Origin of the sequence: Comamonas sp. NyZ500 (genome assembly GCF_016772095.1) — a bacterium.
GTDB lineage: Bacteria > Pseudomonadota > Gammaproteobacteria > Burkholderiales > Burkholderiaceae_C > Comamonas > Comamonas thiooxydans.
Genome location: NZ_JAEIJE010000003.1, coordinates 38,444 through 64,308, shown reverse-complemented (window position 1 = coordinate 64,308; position 25,865 = coordinate 38,444). Strand labels below are relative to the sequence as shown.

Here is a 25,865-nt window from a genome sequence, read left to right as displayed (position 1 = left end):
AAGCAAAAGAGAAGTACCCGAGATGAAGACTGAAACCACGTTCGAGGTGCGCATTGCGCACAAGCAGGAGCAGGCAGCCGGTATCTGCAGCCTGGAATTGCGGGCTCTGGAAGGCAGCAGCCTGGCGCCGTTCAGTGCGGGTGCGCACATCGATGTGCACCTGCCCGGAGGGCTGGTGCGCCAGTACTCGCTGAGCAACGATCCCGCCGAGCTGGACCGTTATGTGATTGCCGTGCTGCGCGAGCCCGCCTCGCGCGGTGGCTCGGCGGCCGTGCATGAGCAGCTGCAGGCCGGCCAGCAAATCACCATCAGCCTGCCGCGCAACCATTTCGAGCTGCATGCGCCGGCCCGCAAGCATTTGCTGCTGGCGGGCGGCATAGGCATCACGCCGATTCTGGCGATGGCGCGCAAGCTGGCGCGCGACGGTGCGGATTTCGCACTGCACTACTGCGGCCGCTCGCGTGAGCGCATGGCGTTTGCCCAGACCATAGAGGCTGCGCAATGGGCTGACAAGGCGCAGATCCATGTGGATGACGTGAATGGAAAGTCGTCGCTGGGCTTGAGCGAATTGCTGCAGCAAAGAGAGCAGGGGCAGCATCTGTATGTGTGCGGACCCAAGGGCTTCATGGACGCCGTGCTCGACACGGCGCGAGCGGCGGGCTGGCCTGCCGAACAGCTGCACTACGAGTTCTTTGCCGCCGAAGTGGAGCACCGCGCCGACGACGAGAGCTTCGAGGTGGAGGTCGCCAGCAGCGGCCAGGTGGTGCGTGTCACGCCCGCGCAGACCGTGGTGCAGGCGCTGGAGTCCATCGGAGTCTGCGTCCAGACATCGTGCGAGCAGGGCGTCTGCGGCACTTGCCTGACGCGCGTCATCTCTGGTCAGCCCGATCACCGCGATATGTATCTGACGGAAGACGAGCAGGCTGCCAACGACCAGTTCCTGCCCTGCTGCTCGCGCGCCAGGTCGGCTCGCCTGGTGCTGGATCTGTGATGAACGGATCGGGCAGGTTTTGACCATGCACGGGCAGGGCTGGCGCAGCCTGCTCAAAATAGGCGTTTTCCATGAAAGCGCCGCGTTCCCGCCATGAAGCCTGCCCTGCTAGTCCTGAATCTCCAGGTCCCCGCCCATCTGCAGCAGATGGAGCAGACCTTTGCCGACTTTGATGTGATCTATGCGCCCGAGGCCGATCAGGCCGAGGCCGCAATCGCCGCCCACGGAGCTCGCGTGCAATGCGTGTGCACGATTGGCGCAACGGGCCTGTCGGCCGCGCAGATGCAGCGCATGCCCGGGCTTGCTCTGGTCTGCGCCATGGGCGCGGGTTACGAGAACATCGACGTGGCCTATGCCAAGGCGCACGGGATTGCCGTCGGCAACGGCGTGGGGACCAATGACGACTGCGTGGCCGACCACGCCATGGGTCTGCTGATCGCCGCAGTGCGCGGCATCGTCAAGCTGGACAAGGCCACGCGTGCCGGCATCTGGCGCTCGGCCCTGCCGCTGCCGGCCAATGTCTCGGGCAAGCGCCTGGGCATCGTGGGGCTGGGCCAGATCGGCGCCAAGATCGCCAGGCGCGCGGCCGCCTTCGATATGCCCGTCGGCTATCACAACCGCAAGCCGCGCGAGGGCGCCGACTACCGCTACTTCGACGATCTGCTGGCGCTGGCTGCCTGGGCCGATGTGCTGCTGGTGGCCACGCCGGGAGGCGCTGGCACGCGCCATCTGATCAATGCAGAGGTGCTCGATGCGCTGGGCGAGAAAGGCGTGCTGGTGAATATCGCGCGCGGCTCGGTGGTCGATACCGCAGCGCTGGCCGACGCCGTGCGTGCAGGCCGTCTGGCCGGTGCCGGACTGGATGTCTACGAAAGCGAGCCGCTGCCGCCGCGGGAACTCATCGATCTGGACGCCGTGGTGCTGACGCCCCATGTGGGCGGCTGGTCGCCCGAGGCCGTGCAGAACTCGGTGGATCGCTTCATCGCCAATATGCGCTGCCATCTGGATGGCAAGCCCTTGGTTTCGCCCATCTGAGTGCTATTGAATTGAAAGCTGCTTGCGATTGATGTGGTTGTATTTCAATTTGATTTGATGTTGAAATTCACTTATATCAGGCGCTTAAAGCTTTGATATTCATAGCAAAAAAATCCCCGCCACGGCAAGCCGTGCGGGGATTTTTACTATCTGCGGCGCCATGAAGCTGGCGCGGACCAAACCAGTGACACCAAGCAAGGGCCGCCCCGCAGCGAGGGTGTCGTCCCCCTCCCGAAGAGAGAGGGGGAAGCCGCGGGGCCGCCTAGGCGTAGCGGCTCAGGGGGAGCTTATTTCTGGCTGGCGGCAATGGCCTTTTCGGCCTTGTCGACCAGCGGTGCGCCGATCTGGCTCTTCCACTTGTCGAACACGGGGCGCGTGGCCTTCACAAAGGCTTCGCGCTCGGCAGCGTTAGGCGTGGTCACGGTCACGCCCAGGCCTGCCAGGTCCTTGAGCAAGGGCTTGTCGGCCTCGACCAGGCCCTTGCGAGCGATGGCGATTTCTTCCTTGGCGGCATCCAGCGCGGCTTGCTTGACGATGGCCTGGTCAGCCGGTGTCCAGCTGTTCCAGATGTCCTTGTTCACCACGAAGATCAGCGGATCGTTCATGTAGCCCCACATGGTCAGATGCTTCTGGCCCACGGACTGCAGCTTGGCCGCCATGTACACGCCGATGGGGTTCTCCTGGCCGTCCACGGCGCCGCTGGCCATGGCGGGCTGGGCATCGGCCCAGCTCATCTGCGTGGGGTTGGCGCCCAGGGCCGTGAAGGTGTCCAGGAACAGGGGCGAGCCCACGACGCGAATCTTCATGCCCTTGAGGTCGGCGGGCGTCTTGATGGCGTGCTTGGAGTTGGAGATTTCGCGGTAGCCGTTCTCACCCCAGGCCAGAGGCACGACGCCGCCTTTTTCCAGGGTCTTGAAGATTTCCTGGCCCACTTCGCCCTGGGTCACGGCATCCACGGCCTTGAAGTTGGGGAAGAGGAAGGGCATGGAGAACAGGTTCAGCGACTTGACCTGGGGCGACCAGTTGATGGTCGAGCCCACGGCCATGTCGATCACGCCCTGGCGCAGCGCGGAGAACTCACGCGTCTGGTCGCCCTGCACTAGCGAGGTGCCGGGGTAGAGCTTGATGTTGATGCGGCCCTGGGTGCGTTCGCGCACCTTGTCGGCCCACAGCTCGCCACCCTTGCCCCAGGGAAAGGCCGTGCCCAGCACCAGGGACATGCGGTATTCGCTCTTGTACTTGGCCTGGGCCATGGCCATGGGCGATGCAAAGGCCAAAGCGGCGGCTGTCGCCACGGCGGATGCGAGGAAGCTACGAAGTTTCATTTGGTTTGTCTCCCTTTTAGAAACGAAAAAATGCTTTGCTTGTTAGATGCATTGCACATTGAATACGCACGGCCCATCTCAGTAGACACCGCGCAAGGGCCGAAGCTGGCCGCGCCGCCCCGCCGCGCTGGTGTCGTCCCCCTCCCGAGAAGCGAGAGAGAGGGGGAAGTGGTGGGGCCGCCTAGACATAGCCGCTCAGGGGGTCAATAGCCAAGTCTTGCGGGCAGCCACAGTGCGAGCTGCGGGAAGGCAATGACCAGAATCATCACGGCGAACATGGACAGCAGCATCCAGCCTACCCAGCGCACGGTGGACTCCATGCGCACGCCCGCGATGCGGCAGCTGACCATCAGGTTCACGGCCAGCGGCGGCGTGAACTGGCCCAGTGCCACCTTGAGCGTGAGGATCACGCCAAACCAGACGGGGTCCCAGTGGTAGTGATTCATGATGGGCAGCAGCAGCGGCACAAAGATCAGGAAGATCGAGATGCCGTCGAGGAACATGCCCACGGTGATCAGCAGCAGGATCAGCAGACCCAGCACGCCGTATTCGCCGAGACCGGAATTCACGATGGCATTGGCCACGGGATCGATCACGCCCAGGGTGGACAGCGAGAAGGCAAAAATGCCGGCCAGCGACACCACCAGCAGGATCACGGCCGACAGCTCGCCGGCTTCGCGCAGAATCGGGAACAGGTCGCGCAGGCCGATGGTGCGGTGAATCACCATGCCGACGAACAGCCCGTAGAACACGGCAACCACGGCGGCTTCGGTGGGGGTGAACCAGCCCATGCGCATGCCGCCCAGGATCAGCACCGGAGCGGCCAGGCCCCAGGAGGCCTCGCGCAGGCTTTTCCAGAAGGGCGGGCGGGGCATGGAGGCTTCGAGCGCACCCATCTTGTGCTTGCGCGACATCCACACGGCGGGAATGATGAGCGCGATGCCGGCCAGCACGCCTGGAATCATGCCGGCCGCGAACAGGGCCGGCACCGAAGCACCGGGCACCAGCACCGAGTAGATGATGAAGGCCACCGAAGGCGGAATCAGAATGTCCGTCGCTGCGGCCGCTCCGACCACGCTGGCCGAGAAGCTCTTGGGATAACCGGCGCGGCTCATGGCGGCGATCATCACGCCGCCCACGGCCGCCGCATTGGCCGGCCCGGAGCCGGAGATGCCGCCCAGGAACATGGCCACGGCAATCGCCACCAGCGGCAGCATGCCGGGGCCGCGGCCTACGATGGCCACGGCAAAGTTCACCAGCCTCAGGGCAACGCCCGAGCGGTCGAAGATGGAGCCCACCAGCACGAACATGGGAATCGCCAGCAGTGGATATTTGCCCAGCCCGGCATAGAAGTTCTGCGGCACGGCCAGCAGACCGAACCACTGTGTATCGGCATTGGCCAGGGCAATCGCCGCCGCTCCGGCCAGACCGAGGGCGGCGCCTATGGGCACGCCAATGAACATCAGGCCCAGAAAGGCCACGAACAGCAAGGTGGCGATCATGCGATCTCCTTGCTGTGGTCTTTTTCCACGGGCTCGTCGGGGAAGGCTCCGGGCTTGCCCTGGCGGATGAACAGGCCGATGGCGCGTGCAGTGATCAGTGCCGAGACCACGGGCAGCCAGATCGAATACCACCATTGGGGCAGGCCGATGCCGGGCGAGGTCTCCTCGAAACGGAAGTCGTCCCAGACCACGCGCACGCTGAGCACGGCAATGATGGCAAACAGCAATGCCACCATCAGAGAGCCGAACCGGGCCAGTGCCTTGCGGCGCTGGACGGAGCCGCTGTCCGAGAAAAACTCGATGCGGATATGCTGATTGCGCGCCACGGCGGCAGAGCCTGCGACCAGGGCCAGCAAGATCATCAGAAAGACCGAGATTTCCTCGGTCCAGGCGAAGGAGGAGTTGGTGAAGTAGCGCACCAGCACATTGGCAAACGTGATCAGGGCCAGAGCGGCCATGATGATCACGGTCAACCAGTCTTCAATGCGCAGGGAGCGAGGCTCGTCCGGGCGCGCGCCGGCATCGGCGGCACCATCGGTCTCGGGAGGAGTGGAGGACATGAACGCGGAAAGTCAGAAAAACACACAGGAGTCAGGGCAGCTCGCCTGAATGGCGTGATCCGCGCGCACTCGATGAGAATGCCCTTATGTTCACGACTTACGCAAAACGGGTTCCGGCAAGACGATTGCCTCAGGAGGCAGGCCGCGTTGCATTCTTGTTTGCGTAAGTCCTTATGTTGTTCCTTGACCTTCACGGCGTTGTGCGCCGGGATGGCTTGGAGCGAGTAGACACACCGGATAGATGTGAGCAAATATTATCAAGGTATCTATGTCGCAGGGCTTACGTCCGGCGGCAGGCATTACCCTAGGGTCTGGCGACCAAGGCATGGCTCATCGTCGAGTCTGTGTTTTGTCCCGTTTACTAGCCAACAAGGATTACCTCCGTTGCACAGCTTTGGTGCAGGGCAGCGGATAATGAGAGTCTATGGAAACCAAATGGCTTGAAGATTTTGTCAGCCTTGCTGAAACCCGCAGTTTCAGCCGCTCGGCCCAGCTGCGCCACGTTACGCAGCCTGCGTTCTCGCGCCGCATCCAGGCGCTGGAGGCCTGGGCGGGAACCGATCTGGTCGACAGAAGCTCGTATCCGACGCGACTGACGCCAGCAGGCAAGACCATGTACGAGCAGGCGCTGGAGATACTGCAGTCCTTGCAGAGCACCCGCACCATGTTGCGTGCCCACGTCAGTGCGGGCAAGGGCATGGTGGGCTTTGCCGTGCCGCATACCTTGGCGTTCACGTTCTTCCCGAACTGGGTTTCGGCCGTGCACGAGAAGTTCGGCCCCTTCCGCAGCCGTCTGTTCGCACTCAATGTGCATGACGCGGTGATGCGTCTCGTGGAAGGTGGCTGCGATCTGCTGATTGCTTACTACCACTCTTCGCAGCCCTTCCAGCTGGACCCTTCGCGCTATGAGATGGTGAGCCTGGGGCATGAGGTGCTGGCTCCCTACTCCAAGCCGGACGAGAACGGCAACCCCATCTTTGCCCTGCCCGGCCGCCAGGGCCAGCCCTTGCCATACCTGGGCTATGCCGCTGGCGCTTATCTGGGGCGGGTGACGGAGCTGATCCTCAAGGAGGCGGCCGAGGCCGTGCACCTCGAGCGCGTCTATGAAACCGATATGGCCGAAGGCCTCAAGGCCATGGCGCTGGAAGGTCATGGCGTGGCCTTTTTGCCCTATAGCGCGGTACGCGGCGAGCTGGAGTCCGGTCGACTGGTGCGTGCAGTGCCGGAAGGTGTGACCGGTTTTCAGATGGACATGGAAGTGCGGGCCTATCGGGAAAAACCCACGGGCGATGCCCCTCAGGGAGGAGCGGCTGCGCTATGGAACTTCCTCAAGGAGCAGGGCGAGATTGCGGGTGGCGAGGTCAAGGCTGTGTAACCCGATCGAGTGTTGCTTTTCTTCCAAAAGGGCCAGTTGGCCCTTTTTTTGCTTGTGTGACCAGCTTGCCGTGATTTCAGGTGTTTTACTGGTGAAAACCCTAATGTTATGCATCGGGTTAATACTGAATATGCAAGTTGCGCATAAGGATTTTTGCCATCGGCATTGGCTTGTGAAATCACGAAAGCATTAGAGTTCGCAGCTTGCACAAAAAGAGGTGCTGCTTTGCAACACAAGATTGAGGCGGTAAGTAGGTGGTTGCCTTCCTGAATTGCCTACGGGAAAAGTCTTAGAAATGATTGCATTTCAGCCATCTTCATGACTGCACAATGTGTGCAGTACATTTGTTAACGCAACCTGTCCACCCTCACAAAGGGCGATGCGTTAAGGAGTGGCAAGCGTTTTTGGTCCTTACCAATAGGAGATCCGTATGAAGAAGCATTTGTTGGCCATCGCCGTAACCGCACTGGCAACTGGCACCGTGTTTGCACAGGCCAATGACACCTTGGCCAAGATCAAGTCCACCGGCAGCGTCACTCTGGGCGTGCGTGAATCGTCCGGCCTGGGCTATACGCTGGGCAATGGCAAATATGTAGGCTTCCATACCGAAATGGGTGAGCGCATTCTCAAGGACATCCAGAAGCAACTGGGCCTGACAGCGCTGGAAGTGAAGTACCAGCCTGTGACCTCGCAAAACCGTATTCCTCTGGTGCAGAACGGCACCGTGGACATCGAGTGCGGCTCCACTACCAACAACACGGCTCGTCAGAAGGATGCAGCCTTTGCCTTCACCACCTATGTGGAAGAAGTGCGCATTGCCACCCGTGCCAACTCCGGCATCACCGGCATCAAGGACCTGAACGGCAAGACCATCGTGACCACGACGGGTACGACTTCCGTGCAGACCCTGCGCAAGAACAAGCGCGCCGACGGCCTGACCTTCAAGGAAGTCATGGGCAAGGACCACGCCGACAGTTTCCTGATGCTGGAAACCGGCCGCGCCGATGCCTTCATCATGGACGGCTCCATCCTGGCCGCCAATATTTCCAAGTCCAAGGCTCCCAACGATTACAAGATCGTGGGTGAAGTGCTGTCGGTGGAGCCCATCGCCTGCATGATGCGCAAGGACGATCCCGCCTTCAAGAAGGCTGTGGACGAATCCATCGTGCGTCAGATCAAGGATGGTTCTCTGACCAAGCTGTACGACAAGTGGTTCCTGCAGCCCATTCCTCCCAACAACGTGAAGGTGGGTCTGCCACTGTCGGCAGCGACCAAGGATGCGTGGGCTCACCCCAACGACAAGCCCATGGAAGCTTACGAAGTCAAGTAATCCCGCCTATAGGTGTACCGCCCCTTCTGCCAAGCGGTTAGAAGGGGCTTTTTTGTTGCGAGGGCCGGTGTGAGCGTTTGCCCTCATAAACCAAGAATGAAAGAGGTGCTCGTATGAGTTGGGATTGGCAGGTGTTCTGTCAGGACACCATTACCCAAGAGGTCGGGCAGAGTTGTTTTGGCAAGAACGGTGACATCACCTATCTGGATTGGATGATGTCGGCCTGGGGCTGGACCGTGTCGGTGGCATTGCTGTCGCTGGTCATCGCTCTGGTGCTGGGCGCAGTCATCGGTACCTTGCGTACCTTGCCCGATCGTCCGTGGATAGTGCGCCTGGGCAATGCCTGGGTGGAGTTGTTCCGCAATATTCCCTTGCTGGTCCAGGTGTTCATCTGGTACCACGTGGTTCCGGCCATCTTCCCCGCAATGAAGTCCCTGCCGGGCTTTGTGCTGGTGGTGTTTGCGATCGGTTTCTTCACCTCGGCGCGTATTGCCGAGCAGGTGCGCTCCGGTATTCAGGCTTTGCCGCGGGGCCAGCGCTACGCCGGCATGGCAGTAGGTTTCACGACCTTCCAGACCTACCGCTATGTGCTGCTGCCGATGGCGTTTCGCATCATCATTCCGCCGCTGACCAGCGAGGCCATGAACGTGTTCAAGAACTCGTCCGTGGCGTTTGCCGTGTCCGTGGCCGAACTGACCATGTTCGCCATGCAGGCCCAGGAAGAGACGGCTCGCGGCGTCGAAATTTATATGGCTGTGACAGGTCTGTATGTGATTTCTGCCTTCATCATCAACCGCATCATGGCCTTCATCGAGAAGCGTTCTCGCGTGCCCGGCCTGATTGCAGCCAGCGGTGGAGGCCACTGATATGAATCTCAACCTCGACTGGTCGTTTTTCTCGTGGGACCTGTTCAGCAACTTTGTGCTGAAGGGACTGTATTTCAGCGTGTCCCTGACCGTGATCGCCACGCTGGGCGGCATCTTCTTCGGCACCTTGCTGGCGCTGATGCGCCTGTCGGGCAAGAAGTGGCTGGACCTGCCTGCCACCATCTACGTCAACGGCATGCGCTCCATCCCGCTGGTGATGGTGATTCTGTGGTTCTTCCTGCTGATGCCCATGCTGATCGGCAAGCCCATCGGTGCGGAGACTTCGGCCATCATCACCTTTGTGGCGTTTGAAGCAGCATATTTCTCTGAGATCATGCGTGCCGGCATCCAGTCCATTCCACGTGGACAGGTGTTTGCCGGACAGGCGCTGGGCATGACCTATGGTCAGAACATGCGTCTGGTGGTGCTGCCTCAGGCCTTCCGCAACATGCTGCCCGTGCTGCTGACCCAGACCATCATCCTGTTTCAGGATACCTCGCTGGTCTATGCAATCGGTGCCTACGACATGCTCAAGGGCTTCGAAATCGCCGGCAAGAACTTCGGCCGACCCATCGAATCCTATCTGGCGGCTGCCGTGACCTATTTTGTGATCTGCTTTGCACTGTCTTGGTTCGTCAAGCGTCTGCACAAGAAGATTGCCATTATTCGATGAAACACCCCCTGAGTCGCTTCGCGCCCTCCCCCTCAAGGGGGACGACGGCCTCGGCTGCGGGGCGGCCCTTGCTGGCCGTCCCTGGCCTGACCGAGCCCGTTGCAGGCGCTGCGATGGATCACTGACAAAAGTCGGAGTGAAAAATGATTGAACTCAAGAACGTTTCCAAGTGGTACGGCAGCTTTCAGGTGCTGTCCGATTGCTCCACCAATATCAACAAGGGCGAGGTGGTGGTGGTGTGCGGCCCTTCGGGCTCCGGCAAGTCCACGCTGATCAAGACCATCAATGCGCTGGAGCCTTTCCAGAAGGGCGAGATCTTTGTGGACGGCACGGCAGTGCACGATCCCAAGACCAATCTGCCCAAGCTGCGCAGCCGCGTGGGCATGGTGTTCCAGCACTTTGAGCTGTTCCCTCACCTGTCGGTGACGGAGAACCTGACCATCGCACAGATGAAGGTGCTGGGCCGCAGTGCTGCCGACGCCAAGACCCGTGGCCTCAAGATGCTGGACCGCGTGGGCCTGACCGCTCACAAGGACAAGTTTCCCGGCCAGCTCTCCGGCGGTCAGCAGCAGCGCGTGGCCATTGCGCGCGCGCTGTCGATGGATCCCATCGTGATGCTGTTCGACGAGCCCACTTCGGCACTGGATCCCGAAATGGTGGGCGAAGTGCTGGACGTGATGATGGGCCTGGCCAACGAAGGCATGACCATGATGTGCGTGACCCATGAAATGGGATTTGCGCGCAAGGTGGCAAGCCGTGTGATCTTCATGGACGTGGGCGGCAAGATTCTGGAGGACTGCAGCAAGGAAGAGTTCTTCGGCCATCCCGAAAACCGCCAGCCGCGTACCAAGGAATTCCTCAACAAGATCCTGCAGCATTGATGCTGCAGGCAAGCCGAAAAAAGGCGCTCGCAAGAGCGCCTTTTTTCATGGCCTCGCGCCAGACCCAGACCGGCCGCTCAGCATTGCAGCACGCCGCGAGGCTCGCGCATCAGCGTGCTCTGGCCAAACAGGCTTTGCACCAGATCCACCACCAGCTCCGCCGTCTGGTTGCGCAGGTCCAGCGCCGGGTTGAGCTCCACAATGTCCAGCGAGGCAAGACGGCCGGAGTCGGCAATCATTTCCATGCACAGCTGGGCCTCGCGGTAGGTGGGGCCGCCGCGTACCGGCGTGCCGGTGCCGGGAGCAATGTCAGGATCGAGAAAGTCCACGTCAAAGCTCAGATGCAGATGGATGTCTCTGTCGTTGCGTCCCAGCAGGCTGACCAGGGCGCGGCGCATCACTTCACGCATGCCCAGCTCGTCAATGGCCCGCATGTCGTAGACCTCCAGCCCCAGCTCTCGGATCATGTGCTTTTCGCTCTCGTCCACGCTGCGCAGGCCGATCTGGCAGAACGATGAGGCAGGCAGGGCGGGAGTCGTGCCCGACAGCGAGGCCAGTTCCGCCGGTCCCAGTCCGCAGAGGCTTGAAACCGGCATGCCGTGCAGATTGCCCGTGGGCGAACTTTCGGGGGTGTTGCAATCCGAGTGGGCATCCAGCCAGAGCACGCGCAGCTGCTTGCCCGTGGCGCGGCAATGGCGGGCCACGGCGCTGATGGAGCCTGTGGCCAGCGTATGGTCGCCACCCAGCAGTATGGGCAGCCGGTGTTGCTGCAGCACCTGCAGCACCGCGTCATGGGCGATCCGGTTCCAGCTCAGGCATTCGGCCAGATTGCGCAGACCCTGGGCATCGCGCGCGCCACGCGGGTTGGCGGGGCCGCTCAGATTGCCCAGATCGCTGACCTGCACACCCAGCCGTTGCAGCGCCGGACCGAGCTGGGCCACACGCAGGGCATCGGGCCCCATGGCCGCGCCAAGGCGCGAGGCACCGATATCGGTGGGCAGACCGATCAGTGTGGACGATGTGCATGCCATGAGCCGCTCCGCTTCAGGCCGTCTTACGGGCCGCAAGATTGATGATCTGGGGACTGGCTGCCTGTCTCACCATGGCAAACAGATCCTTGGGGTCGGCGAGCTCCGGCACCAGCTCGATCTGTGACAGCAGGCCCGCGCCTCGTGCCAGGCTGTGCATGGTGCGCAGCGCCGAGTAGTCCTCCAGCGCGAAGCCCACGGAGTCGAACAGGGTGATCTGGGCATCCGATGTCCGGCCCGGCGCCAGCTTCTGCAGCACGCGCCAGAGCTCGGTCACGGCAAAGTCGGCAGGCATTTGCTGCAGCTCGCCCTCGATGCGCGTCTGCGGCTCGTACTCGACAAAGACCTGCGCACGCTGCAGGGCGCTGGCATCGAACTCGGTCTTGCCGGGGCAATCACCGCCCACGGCATTGATATGCATGCCGGGCTCCAGCAAATGTCCGGGGATGATGGTGGCGCGGGTCTTGTCGGCGGTGGCGGTGGTCACGATGTCCGTGCCGGCCACGGCGTCCCGCACGCTGGTGCAGACGATGGCCGTGGCACAAAAGCCGGGCAGGAACGGCTGCAGGTTGCGCAGCAGCTTTTGCGATGCCGCAGGGTCGATGTCGAACAGGCGCAGCTCGCGCACGCCCAGCAGCTCCATGAAGGCCAGAGCCTGGAATTCGCTTTGCGAGCCATTGCCGATCAGCGCCATGCTGCGGTTGCCGGCGCGCGCCAGATGGCGTGCAGCCATGGCGGATGTGGCGGCGGTGCGCAAGGCCGTGGTCAGCGTCAGCTCGCTGACAAAGCGAGGCATGCCGGTGGCGACATCGGCCAGCGCGCCGAAAGCCATCACGGTGGGCAGGCCCAGGCGCGGATTGTGCGGGTGGCCGTTGACGTATTTGAAGGCGTAGTCCCGCGCATCGGCCACCGGCATCAGCTCGATCACGCCGCTGGCTGAATGGGCGGCGGTGCGCGCGCTTTTGTCGAAGTCCTGCCAGCGGCCGAAGTCGGCCTCGAGGGCTTGGCTGATCAGGCGCAGCACCTGGGTGATGCCGACGCGCGCGACCAGCCGGGCAGCGTCGCTGGCGCTGAGAAAGTCGGTCCGGAATGGTGTACCGGCCGGAGCTTGAGGAACAGGCATGAGACTTCCTCCTTGGCTTCATTTTTGAGGATTTTTGCGCCAAATGCCAGAGAGAAGAGCCTGTGACCGCCGTGGGAGCACTGCTCTTGCGGGGTCGGGTGCGGCCTTGCCGCCAGGGAAGATGGGACAATATCGGCCATGACTCAGACCATCACGATTACCCGCCCCGATGACTGGCACTTGCATGTGCGCGATGGCGATGCCATGCGCTGCGTGGTGCCGCACACTGCCCGCCAGATGGGCCGTGCCATCATCATGCCCAACCTCAAGCCCCCGGTCACCACGGCGGAGATGGCTGCGGACTACCGCGCCCGCATTCTGTCGGCCGTGCCTGAAGGCAGCCAGTTCCAGCCGCTGATGACGCTGTATCTGACGGACAACCTGGGCCCTCAGGAAATTGTGCGCGCCAAGGCGGCCGGCGTGGTGGCCTGCAAGCTGTACCCCGCAGGTGCCACGACCAATTCCGACCATGGCGTGACCGATCTGCGCAAGATCTACCCGACGCTGCAAGCCATGCAGCGCGAAGGCCTGGTGCTGCTGGTGCATGGTGAAGTCACCGATCAGAGCATCGACCTGTTCGACCGTGAAGCCGTGTTCATCGAGCAGCAGCTCAAGCCTCTGCGCAAGGATTTCCCCGAGCTCAAGATCGTCATGGAGCATGTGACGACCAAGGAAGCCGCCGAGTACGTGGCTGAGGCCGATGATTTCCTGGCTGCGACCATCACGCCCCAGCATCTGCTGTTCAACCGCAACGCCATCTTCCTGGGCGGCGTGCGCCCGCATTTCTATTGCCTGCCGGTCCTCAAGCGCGAAACCCATCGCCTGGCGCTGGTGCAGGCCGCCACCAGCGGCAGCAGCAAGTTCTTCCTGGGCACGGACAGCGCACCCCATGCAGCGCATCTGAAGGAAGCCGCGACCGGTTGCGCCGGCTGCTACAGCGCCCACGCCGCCATCGAGATGTATGCCGAGGTGTTTGACGGCGTCGGGGCTCTCGACAAACTGGAAGCCTTTGCGTCCTTCAACGGCGCCGACTTCTACGGACTGCCCCGCAACACCGACACCATCACCCTGGTCAAGGAAAGCTGGACGCCGCCCGTGAGCTTTGCATACGGCGAAGGGGCGCAGCTCAAGCCGTTGCGCTTTGGCGAAGCCCTGCCCTGGAAGATGCTGGATTAAAAACAGTAGCTGCAGGCGCCTGTGTTCACTTGAATCAAAGGTGTTTTCGGTCTGAAATCAAGAAAGGAGTTGCACAAGCTGCTCCTTTTTTAATTTGGCTTTGAGCAAGGCCTCGGTTAGGCTTGGCCAAACAGCGCTCAGGAGATTGCATGCCCAACGATGTCCAGCCCAGGATTGCCTTGCTGATCGATGCGGACAACGCGCCCGCGGAGATGATTGACGAGATATTGACCGAGCTGTCCACCTTCGGCCTGATCAATATTCGCCGTGCCTATGGCAACTGGACCAAGGCCGGTCTGCACGGCTGGCAGAGCAAGCTGCTGGAGTACGCCGTGCGGCCCATGCAGCAGTTCGACTACTCCAAGGGCAAGAACGCGACCGATATGGCCATGACGGTGGATGCCATGGAGCTGCTCTATACCGAAAAGCCCGATGCCTTCGGCATCGTTTCCTCGGACGCCGATTTCACGCCGCTGGTCATGCATTTGCGCGCCAAGGGCGCTGCGGTCTATGGATTCGGTGCGGAGCAGACGCCCAGGGCTTTCGTCAATGCCTGCTCGCGCTTTCTGTATTTCGATGCGCTCAAGGAACTCGGCGACGGCATTGTCAGCCGCAGTGAACGCCGCGAAGCACTGGAGGCCGAGGTAGTTCCACGTGCAGTGCCTGCGGCAAGCCAGCCATCCGAGCAGACCCTCCCTGTCAGCAATGGCAAGGTGGCCGGTGGCACGGGCGCTGCGGCCCCGGCATGCACCACGTTGCGCGTGCCTTCGCACATGCTCAAGGAAGACAGGCAGCTCATTGCCATGCTGCGCGATGCCGTCAAGGCCACGCAGGACGAAGCTGGCTGGGCACGTGTGGCTGCGGTGGGCACGCATATCGGCAACAAGTTGTCGTTTGATGCGCGCAACTATGGCTATGCCTCGCTGACCAAGCTCATGGCTGCGACCCAGGTGTTCGAGCTGCGTGACGAGGGCACGGCCAGGGTGGCGGTGCGCGATCTGCGTGGGCATCAGGACGAGGTGCTGCCTTGATGCAGCCAGCCGCAATGCAGTCAGTGGATTGGGCCATTGACTGGCAGGCGCCCTGGCTGGCACCGCTGCAGGCGCTGGGCCGCCAGGTTCATGACCGGGTGCTGGGCGGTGCCGGCGTGGCCCGGGCCTTGCAGGAGGTGGCTGCCGCCCAAGGACTGCTGCCGGGCTGGCAGTTCGTCGATCAGCTGCAGCTGCCTGCCGGCCAGGCCTATGAGGCATTCATCCACAGCCGGCGCAGCATTCCCACGCGCGACAATCTGCATGACTTCTTCAACGGCCTGATCTGGCTGCACTGGCCGCTGCTCAAGCAACGGCTCAATGCATTGCAGGCGGCCGAGATCGCGCGCCAGGGTGTGGGGGCGCAGCGCGGGCGCCTGCGCGATTCGATCACGGTGCTGGACGAGAACGGCGGCTTGCTGCTGGCGCCGCAGGCCCTGTGCGATGCGCTGCGCGACAAGCGCTGGCAGGAGCTGTTTGTGACCCGGCGTGCGCTGTGGGAGCAGGCGCGCTTCCTGCCCATAGGCCATGCCCTGCTGGAAAAGCTGGTTCAGCCGCGCAAGGCCATCACGGCGCATGTGATCTGCGTGCCGCTGGAGCAGGCGCCGCGCCTGGCATCGCTGGCCGAGGCAGACGGCTGGCTGGACCATCAGTTGCGGACCCAGTCTTGCAATCTGGCCAGCAAGCCCTATCTACCAATTCCCATATTGGGAATCCCGGACTGGTGCCTGCAAAACCAGAACTTTTCCTTCTATGATGACTCTCTAGTTTTCCGAGCCCCACGTACCGCACAAACAACACAACAACGGGTACTGCCAGAAAGAGAACTGGCTTGATGAGCATTCGCCCTGCACAGGCGGTGCCTCAGGGGTTCTGGTCATTTTGTCCCCTGTGTGGAGTACACCCTCGATGAAACGTATTGCCTTATTTCTACTGACCAATATCGCCGTGGTGGCGGTATTGGGCATCGTCGCCAGCTTGCTGGGCGTCAACCGCTACCTCACTGCCAACGGCCTCAATCTGGGCGCCCTGCTGGGCTTTGCCTTTATCATGGGCTTTGGCGGCGCCATCATCTCGCTGCTGATCTCCAAGCCCATGGCCAAGTGGACATCGGGTGTGCAGGTCATCAACGAGCCGCGCAACGCCGATGAGGCCTGGATCGTCAACACCGTGCGCGGCTTTGCCGAAAAGGCTGGCATCGGCATGCCCGAGGTCGGCATCTATGAGGGCGAGCCCAACGCCTTTGCGACCGGCGCTTTCAAGAACTCGGCCCTGGTGGCCGTGTCCACAGGTCTGCTCGAAGGCATGACCCGTGAAGAGGTCGAGGCCGTGATCGGTCACGAAGTGGCCCACATCGCCAATGGCGACATGGTGACCATGACGCTGATCCAGGGCGTGATGAACACCTTTGTGGTCTTCCTCTCGCGCGTGATCGGCTATGCGGTCGACTCCTTCCTGCGCCGCAACGACGAGCAAAGCTCCGGCCCCGGCATCGGTTACATGATCACCACCGTGGTGCTGGATATCCTGCTGGGCTTTGTCGCCGCCATGATCGTGGCCTGGTTCTCGCGCCAGCGCGAGTTCCGTGCCGACGCGGGTGCTGCCCAGCTCATGGGGCGCAAGCAGCCCATGATGAATGCGCTGGCCCGTCTGGGCGGAATGCATCCGGGCGAGCTGCCCAAGAGCGTGGCGGCCATGGGCATTGCCGGTGGCATCGGCCAGCTGTTCTCTACCCACCCGCCCATCGAGCAGCGCATTGCTGCACTGCAGAACGCCCGCTAAGCGTACGCATGTGTAAACGGCAGTAGCCGGTCTTTACCGCTGCTTCACAAGCCCCTGTCAACAACCGGCAGGGGCTTTTGCGTTGTAGGAGCATATACATGTCCCCGGACTTTCAGGAGTTGTGATGTCCTTCATCTCTCAAACCATGACCCGCCGACTGCTGCCGGTCTTGCTGCTGGGCGGCTCCGCTGCCCTGCTTACGGGCTGCGTGGTGGCCCCGGCCTATCCGGCTTATGGAACCGAGGTGGTTGCGGGCGACGTCTATGCACCCATGGCCCCGCCTCCCCTGATCAACGAGGTGATCCCGGTGGCTCCCTCGCCGGCCTATGTCTGGATCGGCGGCTCCTGGGGCTGGGGCGGCGGGCGCTACAACTGGCGTCCCGGCCGCTGGGCCATGCCGCCACGTCCCGGCTATGGCTGGCATGAGGGTGGGTGGAATCATGGTCCTGGCGGCTGGCATCATGGCGGCGGCCATTGGGGACCGCGCCGCTGAGGGCGTCCGCTAGGTGACAAGAGAGGGCATCCGCCCGCTAGGCGGGCCGTGCCTGTATCGCTAGAGTCGGATGCAGGAGGTTTGCCGTGAATCCTGCTCTTGTCACCCGCCGCGAAGGCGCTGTTCTCATCCTCTCCAACAACAACCAGGCAGCGCGCAATGCGCTGTCGCCCGAGTATTACCACGCGGTCATGGAAGCGCTGCGTGCGGCCGGCACCGATGCCTCGGTGGCCGCCGTGATTCTGACGGGCGAGGGCGGTCATTTCTGCGCTGGCGGCGATCTGAACCAGCTGGCAACGAGGCGCGAGATGCCGCTGGCCAAGCGCCGCCTCAGGCTCGAGGATCTCAACCATCTGATGCGTGCCATACGCGACTGCCCCAAGCCCGTGATCGCGGCGGTGGAAGGCGCTGCCGCAGGTGCGGGCCTGTCGCTGGCCATGGCCTGCGACATGCTGGTGGCGGCAAGGTCGGCGGTTTTCTCGGTGGCCTATGTGAAGGTCGGTCTCACCCCCGACGGTGGCGCGACCTCGTTTCTGGCCGAGTTCATGTCCCGTCAGTTGCTGACCGAGCTCTGCCTGACGGGTGAGCGCATCAGCGGCGAGCGCATGCATGCGTATGGCTGCGTCAACCGCTTGACGGAGCCGGGCCAGGCCCTGGCCCAAGCGCTGGAGCTGGCGCGGCAACTGGCCCAGGGGCCGGAAGTGGCGACTGCGCGAATCAAGGCGCTGTGTCGGGTGGCCCACCGCCACAGCCTGGAGCAGCAGCTGGCGCTGGAGGCCGACCATATGGTCGAGGCCCAGGGCAGCGAGGAGTCTCGCGAAGGCATTGCGGCCTTTCTGGAAAAGCGTGCGCCCGACTTTGCCAGGCTGCGCGGAGCCTGACAGGTCGTTCCCGACGGCCTAGCGAACCGTGTAGTTGAGCTGGAACATCACGCCGGCGTTGCCAAGGACGTTGATCTGGGCGCCCCAGTTGCTGTTGAAGTCGTAGCCCACGGCCGGAATGGCCGTGATGCCCCAGCCATGCCGGTTGTTGAACGGGATCTTCTTGTTGTACGGAAACTTGTAGCCGTGAATGATGCCGCCCGTGACCTTGAAGAAAAGGCCTGGCACGCTGTCAAACGGCCTGAAGCGCCAGCCGTAATAGGCGTACTGGCTGGGCTGACCGAATGAATTCCTGAAATAGGCAAAGCCTGCGATATGGCGTTCGTCCAGCTCCTTCTCGGCCTGGATCAGCCAGACATAGGCGTGCTTTTGTTCGTCGGGCTCGAAATCGTTTTCCTTCTTGGCATCGGAGAAATGCCAGTCCAGCGGGGCGTAGCCGAACATCCAGCCCGAGAGCGCCGAGGGCTTGTCGGCGCTCTTGTCCGCCGCGGCAGCGGGATCACTGGTTTGTGCGCCGGCACTGGCGGTAGCCAGCCAGCAGGCCAGTCCCAGGGTGGCAGAGGCAGGGGCGAGTCGCAGAGATTTCATGATGACGCTGGCATGCGATGAAGTCCCCAGCGTAGCGATGCCAGGCCCTGGACCATGTCAGTCAGCGTCCCAAAACTTGTAAAAGCCATGACCAGCGGTGTGCTCGTGCCCCTTAAAGGCAGCCAGCTGCGGGGCAGCCATGCCTGGGGCACACAAAGAGGCCGCTGCCGCGTTGCTTACAGCGCGCCGCCCGAGCCGCGCGCGCCCGAGGAGGGTACCTCTACGCCGAGAATCGCGGCCGCAACTGCTTCGCCGACCTTGATGCCGTCCACACCGGCCGACAGAATGCCGCCCGCGTAACTCGCACCTTCACCGGCCGGGTACAGACCACGCGTGTTGTCGCTCTGGAAGTCGGCGCCGCGGCCGATCTTGACCGGGGACGAGGTGCGGGTTTCCACACCGGTCAGCACCGCATCCTTCATGTCGTAGCCGCGAATCTTCTTGCCAAAGGCGGGCAGGGCCTCGCGCATGGCTTCGATCGCATAGGCGGGCAGGGCCTGGTGCAGATCGCCGAGGCTGATGCCGGGCTTGTAGGAGGGCTGAACTTCGCCAAACTCGGTGGAGGGCTTGCCAGTCACAAAGTCGCCCACGAGCTGGCCGGGCGCACTGTAGTTCTGGCCGCCGAGCACATAGGCCCTGGACTCCAGCTGGCGCTGCAGCACAACGCCGGAAAGCGGGTGATGCTCGCCTTTTTGCTGCTTTTCAACGCCAAAGGTCTTGCCGTCAAAGGCCCAGGCAAAGCTCTCGGCGTCTTGCGGGTAGTCCTCGGGGCTGATGGCGCAGACCATGCCGGCATTGGCATTGCGCTCGGCGCGCGAATACTGGCTCATGCCGTTGGTGACGACGCGCCCGGGTTCGCTGGTCGCTGCCACCACGGTGCCGCCCGGGCACATGCAGAAGCTGTAGACGGCGCGGCCATTTTTGGCATGGTGCACCAGCTTGTAGTCGGCAGCGCCCAGCAGCGGGTGGCCGGCATCCTTGCCCCAGCGGGCGCGGTCGATCACGCTTTGCGGATGCTCGATGCGAAAGCCCACGGAGAAGGGCTTGGCCTCCATGGCTACGCCGCGCTCGTAGAACATGGCAAAAGTGTCGCGCGAGCTGTGACCCAGAGCCATCACTGCATGATGGGTGGGCAATGCATAGCTTTGGCCCGTGGCCTGGTCGAGCACCTGCAGGCCGACCAGCTGGCGCTGGCCGTCGACTTCTTCGATCTGTACATCGGTCACGCGCTGCTCGAAGCGGATTTCGCCGCCCAGGCGCACGATTTCCTCGCGAATGCCCTCGACCAGCTTGACCAGCTTGAAAGTGCCGATGTGGGGGTGAGCCGCGTAGAGAATTTCGGGCGGCGCGCCATAGGTCACGAACTCGGTCAGCACCTTGCGGCCCAGATGGCGAGGGTCCTTGATCTGGCTGTAGAGCTTGCCGTCGGAGAAGGTGCCGGCGCCGCCTTCGCCGTACTGCACATTGGACTCGGGCGTCAGCTCGCGCTTGCGCCACAGCCGCCAGGTGTCCTTGGTGCGCTCGCGCACGGTCTTGCCGCGCTCCAGCACGATGGGCTTGAAGCCCATCTGGGCCAGAACCAGCCCGGCAAACATGCCGCAGGGGCCAAAGCCCACGACCACGGGGCGCTCATCCAGATCGGCCGGGGCCTGGCCCACGGGTTTCCAGCTCATGTCTGGCGTCGGGTTGACATGGGGATGGTCGGCAAACTGCGTCAGCAGCGCGGCCTCCTGGCCCTCGTCGGCCAGCGTGATGTCGACGATGTAGACGGCCAGCAACTCCGCCTTGCGCGCATCGAAGCTGCGCTTGTGCACATGCAGCTTGGCAATGGCGGCGGCCGCAATTCCCAGGCGCTCGGCCGCGAGCTGCGTGAGCTTGTCCGTGGGCTGGTATTCGGTGTGGTTCTCGGGGTGGTATTCAACCGCCGAGAGAGGGAGTTTGAGTTCTGCGATCCGGATCATGGCTTGTACCTATCAAGCAAGGGTCTGGATGGTACGGCAAAGACCTGATGACTGCGCGACAAGGCCATGGTGACCTCGGCTTTTGTTGTGCTTATCGCTTCTAGGAAGATAGCGGTTTGCGCTTGATACAGCTCATGTTCTCATCTCTTTGAACACGAAGTTGCTATGTAACAAGCGCAGCCAGCTATGCATTTGATAGTGATGTGCTGGTGGCCTTTTGTTATTTGTAGAGCAGTTGCGGCAGCCACAGACCGATCTGCGGCCAGATGTAGAGCAGCACGATGGCCAGGATTTGTATACCCATGAAGGGCATCATGCCCACGAAGATCTGGTTGAGCGTCACCGAAGGCGGTGCCACCCCCTTGAGGTAGAAGGCGGACATGGCCACGGGCGGCGAGAGGAAGGCCGTCTGCAGATTCAGCGCCACCAGCAGGCCGAAGAACAGCGGGTCAACGCCAAAGTGGTTGAGCAGAGGGATGAAGATGGGCATGAAGATGACGATGATCTCCGTCCATTCCAGCGGCCAGCCCAGCAGAAAGATCACGACCTGAGAGAGGATCATGAACTCTATCTTGCTGAGGTTCATGGACAGCACCCAGCGCTCTATCAGCTCCTGCCCGCCCAGCAATGCAAAGGCGGCGGAGAAAATGGCCGAGCCCACAAACAGCCAGCAGACCATGGCCGAGGTCTTGGCGGTCAGGTACACGGACTCCTTGACGACATCGATGCTCAGGCGCTTGTAGGCAGCGGCAAGCACAAAGCCGCCCAAGGCGCCCATGGCAGCCGCTTCGGTCGGCGTGGCCAGGCCAAAGACAATGGAGCCGAGTACGGTCAGGATCAGCACCACCAGCGGAAAGAACGAGCCCAGCAGCATCTTGAAGATTTCCAGCCGCGCAAAACTCAGAAACAGATAAAACAGTGCGGTGCAGGTCCCCAGCAGTGCAAAGCCAATCCACCACCAGGTGGGGGCTGGCTGGGTTTCAGCCTGGCTGGCAGCAGGCACGCCCGGTGCGTTGCTGCCTGTTTCAGGCTCTGCCGGCGCCGTTGCTGCCACCGGGGCGGAGGACTCTGAGCCGGGCGGCTCCTGCAGCCCTCCTTCTGTGGGTGGTTCCTGCAAGCCACCTTCTATGGGCGGCTCGGCAAGGCCAGTGCCGGAGCTGGAGGAGCTGCCGCTTTCCATGCCTATGGGCTGGATCTCGAACTGTTCCTGCACCTTCGGCGTCGTCACTGCCTGCCAGCTGCTGGCAGCCAGCAGCAGGAACAGCATTCCGGGCAGAACCACCACGGCCAGCTGGCGCAGCAGATAGCCCGTGGGAACCTGTGCATTGCGCTGGCCTTTGAGTGCGGTCAGCAGGCGCATGGGGGCGTATTGCTGAGCGGTGGCGGGCAGCTCGCGCGTCAGGGGCGGTAGAGCTACCTGGCGCTCGGCGGCTGACAGCGGTGGTGCCCAGGCCGGCTTGATCTTGGCCATGAGAATCACATAGCCCACGTACAGGCCGGCAAGCATCAGGCCAGGGAAGAAAGCGCCGGCATACAACTGGACGACGGAAACGCCTGCTGTCGCGCCATAGAGAATCAGCAGCACCGAAGGCGGTATCAAGATGCCAAGGCAGCCACCCGCCGTGATGGCCCCTGCGGCCATGGACGTGCTGTAGCCGGCACGCAGCATGGTGGGCAGTGCCAGCAGGCCCATGAGCGTGACCACGGCACCCACAATGCCGGTGGCGGTGGCAAACACGGTGCAGGTCACCAGCGTGGCCACAGCAAGCGAGCCCGGCACGCGGGCCATGGCCAGGTGCATGCTTTTGAACAGCTTTTCGATCAGGTTGGCGCGCTCAACCAGATAGCCCATGAAGACAAAAAGGGGGATGGCGATGAGCACGTCATTGGTCATGCTCTTGTAGGCCGACTGCACCATCAAATCCAGTGTGCGTGTGGTATCGCGCTCATAGGCCAGCCAGGTGAAGATCATGCCCATGCCCATCAGCGTGAAGGCCGTGGGAAAGCCCAGCATGATGGCAACCACCACCAGTGACAGCATCAGCAGGCCCAAATGGCCGTTGGTGATGTTTTCTACGCCCAGCAGCAGCACGATGGCCGAGAGCACGACCAGGGCCATGATGGAAAAGCCGAACCACAGTTCCTTGCGCATCTTCATGCTTTGCCCTCCTGCACCATTTCCTTGAGCTTTTCCACATCCACTTCTTCCACGTCTGCGCCGCGGCGGGGCCATTGGCCGTCGCGCAGGCACAGCATGCAGCGCGCGATCTCAGCCAGGCCCTGAAGCAGCAGTACGCCACCGGCCAGCGGAATCATGAATTTGAATGGATACAGCGGCAACGGATGGGCAGAGAAGGTCTGCTCGCGAATGTCCAGCGATTCGTGGGCATAGGTCCATCCGGCCCATGTCAGGGCCAGCACGCCAGGCAGGAAGAACAGGATGTACAGGCACAGATCCACGGCAGCCTGCGCACGCGGGCTGAAGAAGCCGTAGAGGACATCGCCGCGTACATGGCCGTTCTTGGACAGGGTGTAGGCGCCGGCCAGCATGAACATGGTGCCGTAGAGCATGATCTGTGCGTCCAGCACCCAGGCGTGAGGTTTGTTCAGTGCATAGCGGGAGAACACCTCCCAGCTGATCAGCATTGTCAGCAGCACCACGGCCCAGGCCGCCACCTTGCCGATAAAGGTCGAGAACGCATCGACAGCAAGCAGAATTTTTTGCATGGCAGTCTCCGCTGCGTGAGGCAGCGAGGTGCGAAGAGGAGATGCCCGCCTGCCGGGGCGGGACTACGGGAGGCAGGCAGGCGCAGCCCCTTCTGGGCTGCGCCGTGCCGCAATCAACTGCGCTTTTGCGCGAAATAGTGGTTCCAGGCCATCTTGAAGTCGAGGTCGGTATCGTTTTGCCAGCGCCCGCTGCGCTGGGCAAACGTGCGCATGGAGTCCATCACCCGCTTGAACATGGGGTTCTCGGCGGCCTTCTTGGATGTCACCTTGTCCCAGGCGGCCAGTTGGGCGCGCAGGATGGCGTCGGGTGTCTTGTAGAACTTCACGCCTTGCTTGGACTGCATCTCTGCATAGTCCTTGGCATAGCGGTCGGTGGCCTTCCAGCTCATGTCGGCGCTGGCGGCCTGGGTGGCGTACTCGATGATGGACTTGATCTCGGCCGGCAGGGCGTTGAACTTGGTCTTGTTGAACAGCACCTCGAACTGCTCACTCGACTGGTGAAAGCTTTGCAGCATGCAGTTCTTGGTCACATCCGGAAAGCCCAGCACGCGGTCGCTGGATGCATTGTTGAACTCGGCGGCATCCAGCAGGCCGCGATCCAGGGCTGGAACGATCTCACCGGCAGGCAGCGGGTTCACTGCCAGACCCATCTCCGTAAACACATCCACGGCAAGGCCGACGGTGCGGAATTTCAGTCCCTTCAGGTCCTCCACCTTGGCCACGGGTTTCTTGAACCAGCCCAGCGGCTGGGTCGGCATGGGGCCGTAGAGTTTGGAGACCACGTCCATTTTCAGGCCGCCGTAGATCTCGTCCAGCAACTCCTTGCCTCCGCCATAGTTGTGCCAGGCCAGCACCATATTGGCATCCATGCCAAAGGCCGGTCCGGACCCCCACAGCGCTACGGCCTGGCTTTTGCCATACCAGTACGCAATCACGCCGTGCCCGCCATCCAGCGTGCCTTTGGATACCGCATCCAGTAACTGGAATGCAGGCACCACGGAGCCGGCAGGCAGCACCTCGATCTTGAGGCGGTTGCCGGTCATGTCGTTGACTTTCTTCGCGAAGTCCTGGGCAAACTCGTGAAAAATATCCTTGGCCGGCCAGGTACTTTGAAAGCGCCAGGACGTGGTCTGTGCCGTGCTTATCATGGGCACGGACATGGCGGAAGCAGCCACCGCGGCACCTTTGAGTAGGTTGCGGCGGCCGGTTTTCTGGGTCTCCTGTGTCATCTACTTCATCTCCTCATGGTGGTTATCCTGGCCTTCCGCCAGTGCATGCATCTTTGAAGCGAGTGACAGGCCGGCGCAGAGGGTTAACACCAGATTTGATGGGCGGTTGGCGGCTTGAAGTTTTGATTTTTTCTTAGTGAAATCAAACGATTACGCCCGAAGTTAAAGTGGTGATTGCTATGGATTGGTGAGTGTTTGGTAGTGTTGGAGATCTGCCGGTTAAGGGTAATTTGGGGGGCTCTGCGTGGATGTATCGTTGCGGTAAAGCTCGCAAGGCAAGCGCCTGAATGCCTGGCCGTGCACTAGCATGCAGTCAGTCTGACTTGATGCCCAAGCTCCATGTCCCATTCATCCTCCGACTCTTTCCCACCGCTTACCCGCAGGCATTGGCTGCAGCATTCCGGTGCTGTACTGGGGGCGCTGCCCGTCATTCCCCTGCTCGGCTGCGCAGCTCCCGCTGCGCAGTCGGTGAGGAGTGGGGGGCAAGCCGCTGCTCCATGGCTCAGCGGTGGTACGGCTGCCATCACAGCTGCAGTGCGCAGCATCAACCCGTTTGCCGGTGCCGGGTTGGCGGGCGGTTGCCGCCTGACCTGCGAGGCCACCATAGGCCCCTGCCACACGCTGTCGCCCGAGCGCATGGATGTCAGCGATGGCTGGGATGGCCTGCCGCTGCATATGCAGATCCGCGTGGTCAACGAGCGCTGTGAGCCGGTGGCGGGCACGATTGTGGAGATCTGGCATACCAATCACACGGGCGGTTACTCGGGCCAGATTCACCGTATGTGCAACAACGATGCCGCCGATGTGAACAAGCAGTTCTTTCGCGGCTATCAGCGTACCGACGGCAATGGCGTGGCGCGCTTCGACAGCTGTTACCCCGGCTGGTATCGCGGCCGTGCCGTGCATGTGCACTTTCGCATTCTGCAAGGCAGCTACGACCCGGCGGACAGCGCTGCATCGTGGCTGACCAGCCAGTTGTTGTTCAGCGATGCGCTCAACAGCGAGATCTTTGCGCAGGCGCCGCTTTACAAGGACAAGGGCCAGCCCGATACCCGCCTGGATGTGGACAACGTGGTCGGGCAGGAGCCGGATAAGACGCCTTATGTCTTCGATGTGCAGAACCTGGGAGGGGTGATGCTGGCATCGAAGACCGTGGTGGTGCGCAGCGACAGTGCCGACAAGCTCTGCCAGGTCAAGGGCTCCATGCCGCCTGGCGGCCCGGGTGGACCAGGAGGTCCGGGGCGGCCCGGCGGCATGCGGCCGCCGAGCCCGGGCATGATGCCGCCACCTCCGCCCGGCACCTGAACCAGG

General features: G+C 62.3%; 24 protein-coding genes. 14 read left to right on the top strand and 10 right to left on the bottom strand.

Features of this window, described 5'->3' with window-relative positions; all coding sequences use genetic code 11:
* Positions 1–22 precede the first annotated feature (22 nt).
* Positions 23–991: a PDR/VanB family oxidoreductase gene (locus JAO85_RS06010; protein ID WP_202787690.1), complete on the top strand. Its 969-nt coding sequence runs from the start codon at positions 23–25 to the stop codon at positions 989–991.
* Positions 992–1,084: 93 nt separating this feature from the next.
* Positions 1,085–2,026, top strand: coding sequence for a 2-hydroxyacid dehydrogenase (locus JAO85_RS06005; RefSeq protein WP_046460557.1), 942 nt, complete (start codon positions 1,085–1,087; stop codon positions 2,024–2,026).
* A gap of 287 nt (positions 2,027–2,313) precedes the next feature.
* Here the strand turns inward: JAO85_RS06005 and JAO85_RS06000 are convergent, their stop codons facing one another.
* From JAO85_RS06000 to JAO85_RS05990, 3 genes are all read right to left on the bottom strand, one after another.
* Positions 2,314–3,351, bottom strand: coding sequence for a DctP family TRAP transporter solute-binding subunit (locus tag JAO85_RS06000; RefSeq protein ID WP_012839881.1), 1,038 nt, complete (start codon positions 3,349–3,351; stop codon positions 2,314–2,316).
* Positions 3,352–3,554: 203 nt separating this feature from the next.
* The gene (locus JAO85_RS05995; protein ID WP_003068086.1) at positions 3,555–4,853 is read right to left on the bottom strand and encodes a TRAP transporter large permease; all 1,299 of its coding nucleotides are present in this window, start codon (positions 4,851–4,853) and stop codon (positions 3,555–3,557) included.
* Positions 4,850–5,413: a TRAP transporter small permease gene (locus tag JAO85_RS05990; protein WP_003068089.1), complete on the bottom strand. Its 564-nt coding sequence runs from the start codon at positions 5,411–5,413 to the stop codon at positions 4,850–4,852. Before JAO85_RS05990 ends, JAO85_RS05995 begins: the two co-directional genes overlap by 4 nt.
* Before the next feature lie 424 nt (positions 5,414–5,837).
* On the opposite strand from JAO85_RS05990, the gene JAO85_RS05985 reads away from it, so the two are divergent.
* The 5 genes from JAO85_RS05985 (at position 5,838) to JAO85_RS05965 (ending at position 10,538) form a co-directional block, all read left to right on the top strand.
* Complete coding sequence (locus JAO85_RS05985) at positions 5,838–6,788, top strand: LysR substrate-binding domain-containing protein (RefSeq protein WP_039050033.1); 951 nt, start codon at positions 5,838–5,840, stop codon at positions 6,786–6,788.
* 430 nt (positions 6,789–7,218) lie between these two features.
* Complete coding sequence (locus JAO85_RS05980; RefSeq protein WP_003051113.1) at positions 7,219–8,118, top strand: transporter substrate-binding domain-containing protein; 900 nt, start codon at positions 7,219–7,221, stop codon at positions 8,116–8,118.
* Between the two features lie 113 nt (positions 8,119–8,231).
* A complete protein-coding gene (locus JAO85_RS05975) occupies positions 8,232–8,984 on the top strand; it encodes an amino acid ABC transporter permease (protein WP_003068095.1) in 753 nt (250 codons plus the stop codon).
* 1 nt (position 8,985) lies between these two features.
* Positions 8,986–9,657 (top strand): amino acid ABC transporter permease, encoded by a 672-nt coding sequence (locus JAO85_RS05970; RefSeq protein WP_003068096.1) that lies wholly within the window; start codon positions 8,986–8,988, stop codon positions 9,655–9,657.
* Between the two features lie 143 nt (positions 9,658–9,800).
* Positions 9,801–10,538, top strand: coding sequence for an amino acid ABC transporter ATP-binding protein (locus JAO85_RS05965; protein WP_003068099.1), 738 nt, complete (start codon positions 9,801–9,803; stop codon positions 10,536–10,538).
* 77 nt (positions 10,539–10,615) lie between these two features.
* Here JAO85_RS05965 and rocF read toward each other — a convergent pair whose 3' ends face one another.
* Together rocF and JAO85_RS05955 are read right to left on the bottom strand one after the other, a co-directional pair.
* Positions 10,616–11,569: an arginase gene (gene rocF / locus JAO85_RS05960; protein WP_012839878.1), complete on the bottom strand. Its 954-nt coding sequence runs from the start codon at positions 11,567–11,569 to the stop codon at positions 10,616–10,618.
* A 13-nt stretch (positions 11,570–11,582) separates the two neighbouring features.
* Positions 11,583–12,689, bottom strand: a complete 1,107-nt coding sequence (locus JAO85_RS05955) for an ornithine cyclodeaminase (RefSeq protein WP_202787689.1) — start codon at positions 12,687–12,689, stop codon at positions 11,583–11,585.
* Positions 12,690–12,818: 129 nt separating this feature from the next.
* On the opposite strand from JAO85_RS05955, the gene pyrC reads away from it, so the two are divergent.
* From pyrC to JAO85_RS05925, 6 genes are all read left to right on the top strand, one after another.
* Positions 12,819–13,865, top strand: coding sequence for a dihydroorotase (gene pyrC / locus JAO85_RS05950; protein WP_034362813.1), 1,047 nt, complete (start codon positions 12,819–12,821; stop codon positions 13,863–13,865).
* 149 nt (positions 13,866–14,014) lie between these two features.
* Entirely contained in the window at positions 14,015–14,896 is an 882-nt protein-coding gene (locus JAO85_RS05945; RefSeq protein WP_202787688.1) for an NYN domain-containing protein, read from the top strand.
* Between the two features lie 14 nt (positions 14,897–14,910).
* Positions 14,911–15,729, top strand: coding sequence for a DUF3025 domain-containing protein (locus JAO85_RS05940; protein WP_202787687.1), 819 nt, complete (start codon positions 14,911–14,913; stop codon positions 15,727–15,729).
* 73 nt (positions 15,730–15,802) lie between these two features.
* Complete coding sequence (gene htpX / locus JAO85_RS05935) at positions 15,803–16,675, top strand: protease HtpX (protein ID WP_003068113.1); 873 nt, start codon at positions 15,803–15,805, stop codon at positions 16,673–16,675.
* A gap of 124 nt (positions 16,676–16,799) precedes the next feature.
* Positions 16,800–17,168, top strand: a complete 369-nt coding sequence (locus JAO85_RS05930) for a YXWGXW repeat-containing protein (RefSeq protein ID WP_003068115.1) — start codon at positions 16,800–16,802, stop codon at positions 17,166–17,168.
* An 86-nt stretch (positions 17,169–17,254) separates the two neighbouring features.
* A complete protein-coding gene (locus JAO85_RS05925; protein WP_202787686.1) occupies positions 17,255–18,049 on the top strand; it encodes an oxepin-CoA hydrolase, alternative type in 795 nt (264 codons plus the stop codon).
* A gap of 18 nt (positions 18,050–18,067) precedes the next feature.
* Here the strand turns inward: JAO85_RS05925 and JAO85_RS05920 are convergent, their stop codons facing one another.
* The 5 genes from JAO85_RS05920 to JAO85_RS05900 form a co-directional block, all read right to left on the bottom strand.
* Complete coding sequence (locus JAO85_RS05920) at positions 18,068–18,637, bottom strand: hypothetical protein (protein ID WP_202787685.1); 570 nt, start codon at positions 18,635–18,637, stop codon at positions 18,068–18,070.
* A 176-nt stretch (positions 18,638–18,813) separates the two neighbouring features.
* Entirely contained in the window at positions 18,814–20,598 is a 1,785-nt protein-coding gene (locus tag JAO85_RS05915; RefSeq protein ID WP_202787684.1) for an NAD(P)/FAD-dependent oxidoreductase, read from the bottom strand.
* 220 nt (positions 20,599–20,818) lie between these two features.
* The gene (locus JAO85_RS05910) at positions 20,819–22,756 is read right to left on the bottom strand and encodes a TRAP transporter large permease subunit (RefSeq protein WP_202787683.1); all 1,938 of its coding nucleotides are present in this window, start codon (positions 22,754–22,756) and stop codon (positions 20,819–20,821) included.
* Positions 22,753–23,325 carry a TRAP transporter small permease subunit gene (locus JAO85_RS05905; protein WP_003068125.1) on the bottom strand — a complete coding sequence of 191 codons (573 nt, stop codon included), beginning with the start codon at positions 23,323–23,325 and terminating at the stop codon, positions 22,753–22,755. The genes JAO85_RS05910 and JAO85_RS05905 overlap by 4 nt, the downstream gene beginning before the upstream one ends.
* A gap of 113 nt (positions 23,326–23,438) precedes the next feature.
* Positions 23,439–24,554 carry a TRAP transporter substrate-binding protein gene (locus JAO85_RS05900; RefSeq protein ID WP_003068127.1) on the bottom strand — a complete coding sequence of 372 codons (1,116 nt, stop codon included), beginning with the start codon at positions 24,552–24,554 and terminating at the stop codon, positions 23,439–23,441.
* Positions 24,555–24,893: 339 nt separating this feature from the next.
* Here JAO85_RS05900 and JAO85_RS05895 point away from each other — a divergent pair, with 339 nt between their 5' ends.
* Positions 24,894–25,859: an intradiol ring-cleavage dioxygenase gene (locus JAO85_RS05895; protein WP_237734740.1), complete on the top strand. Its 966-nt coding sequence runs from the start codon at positions 24,894–24,896 to the stop codon at positions 25,857–25,859.
* Positions 25,860–25,865: the final 6 nt, after the last annotated feature.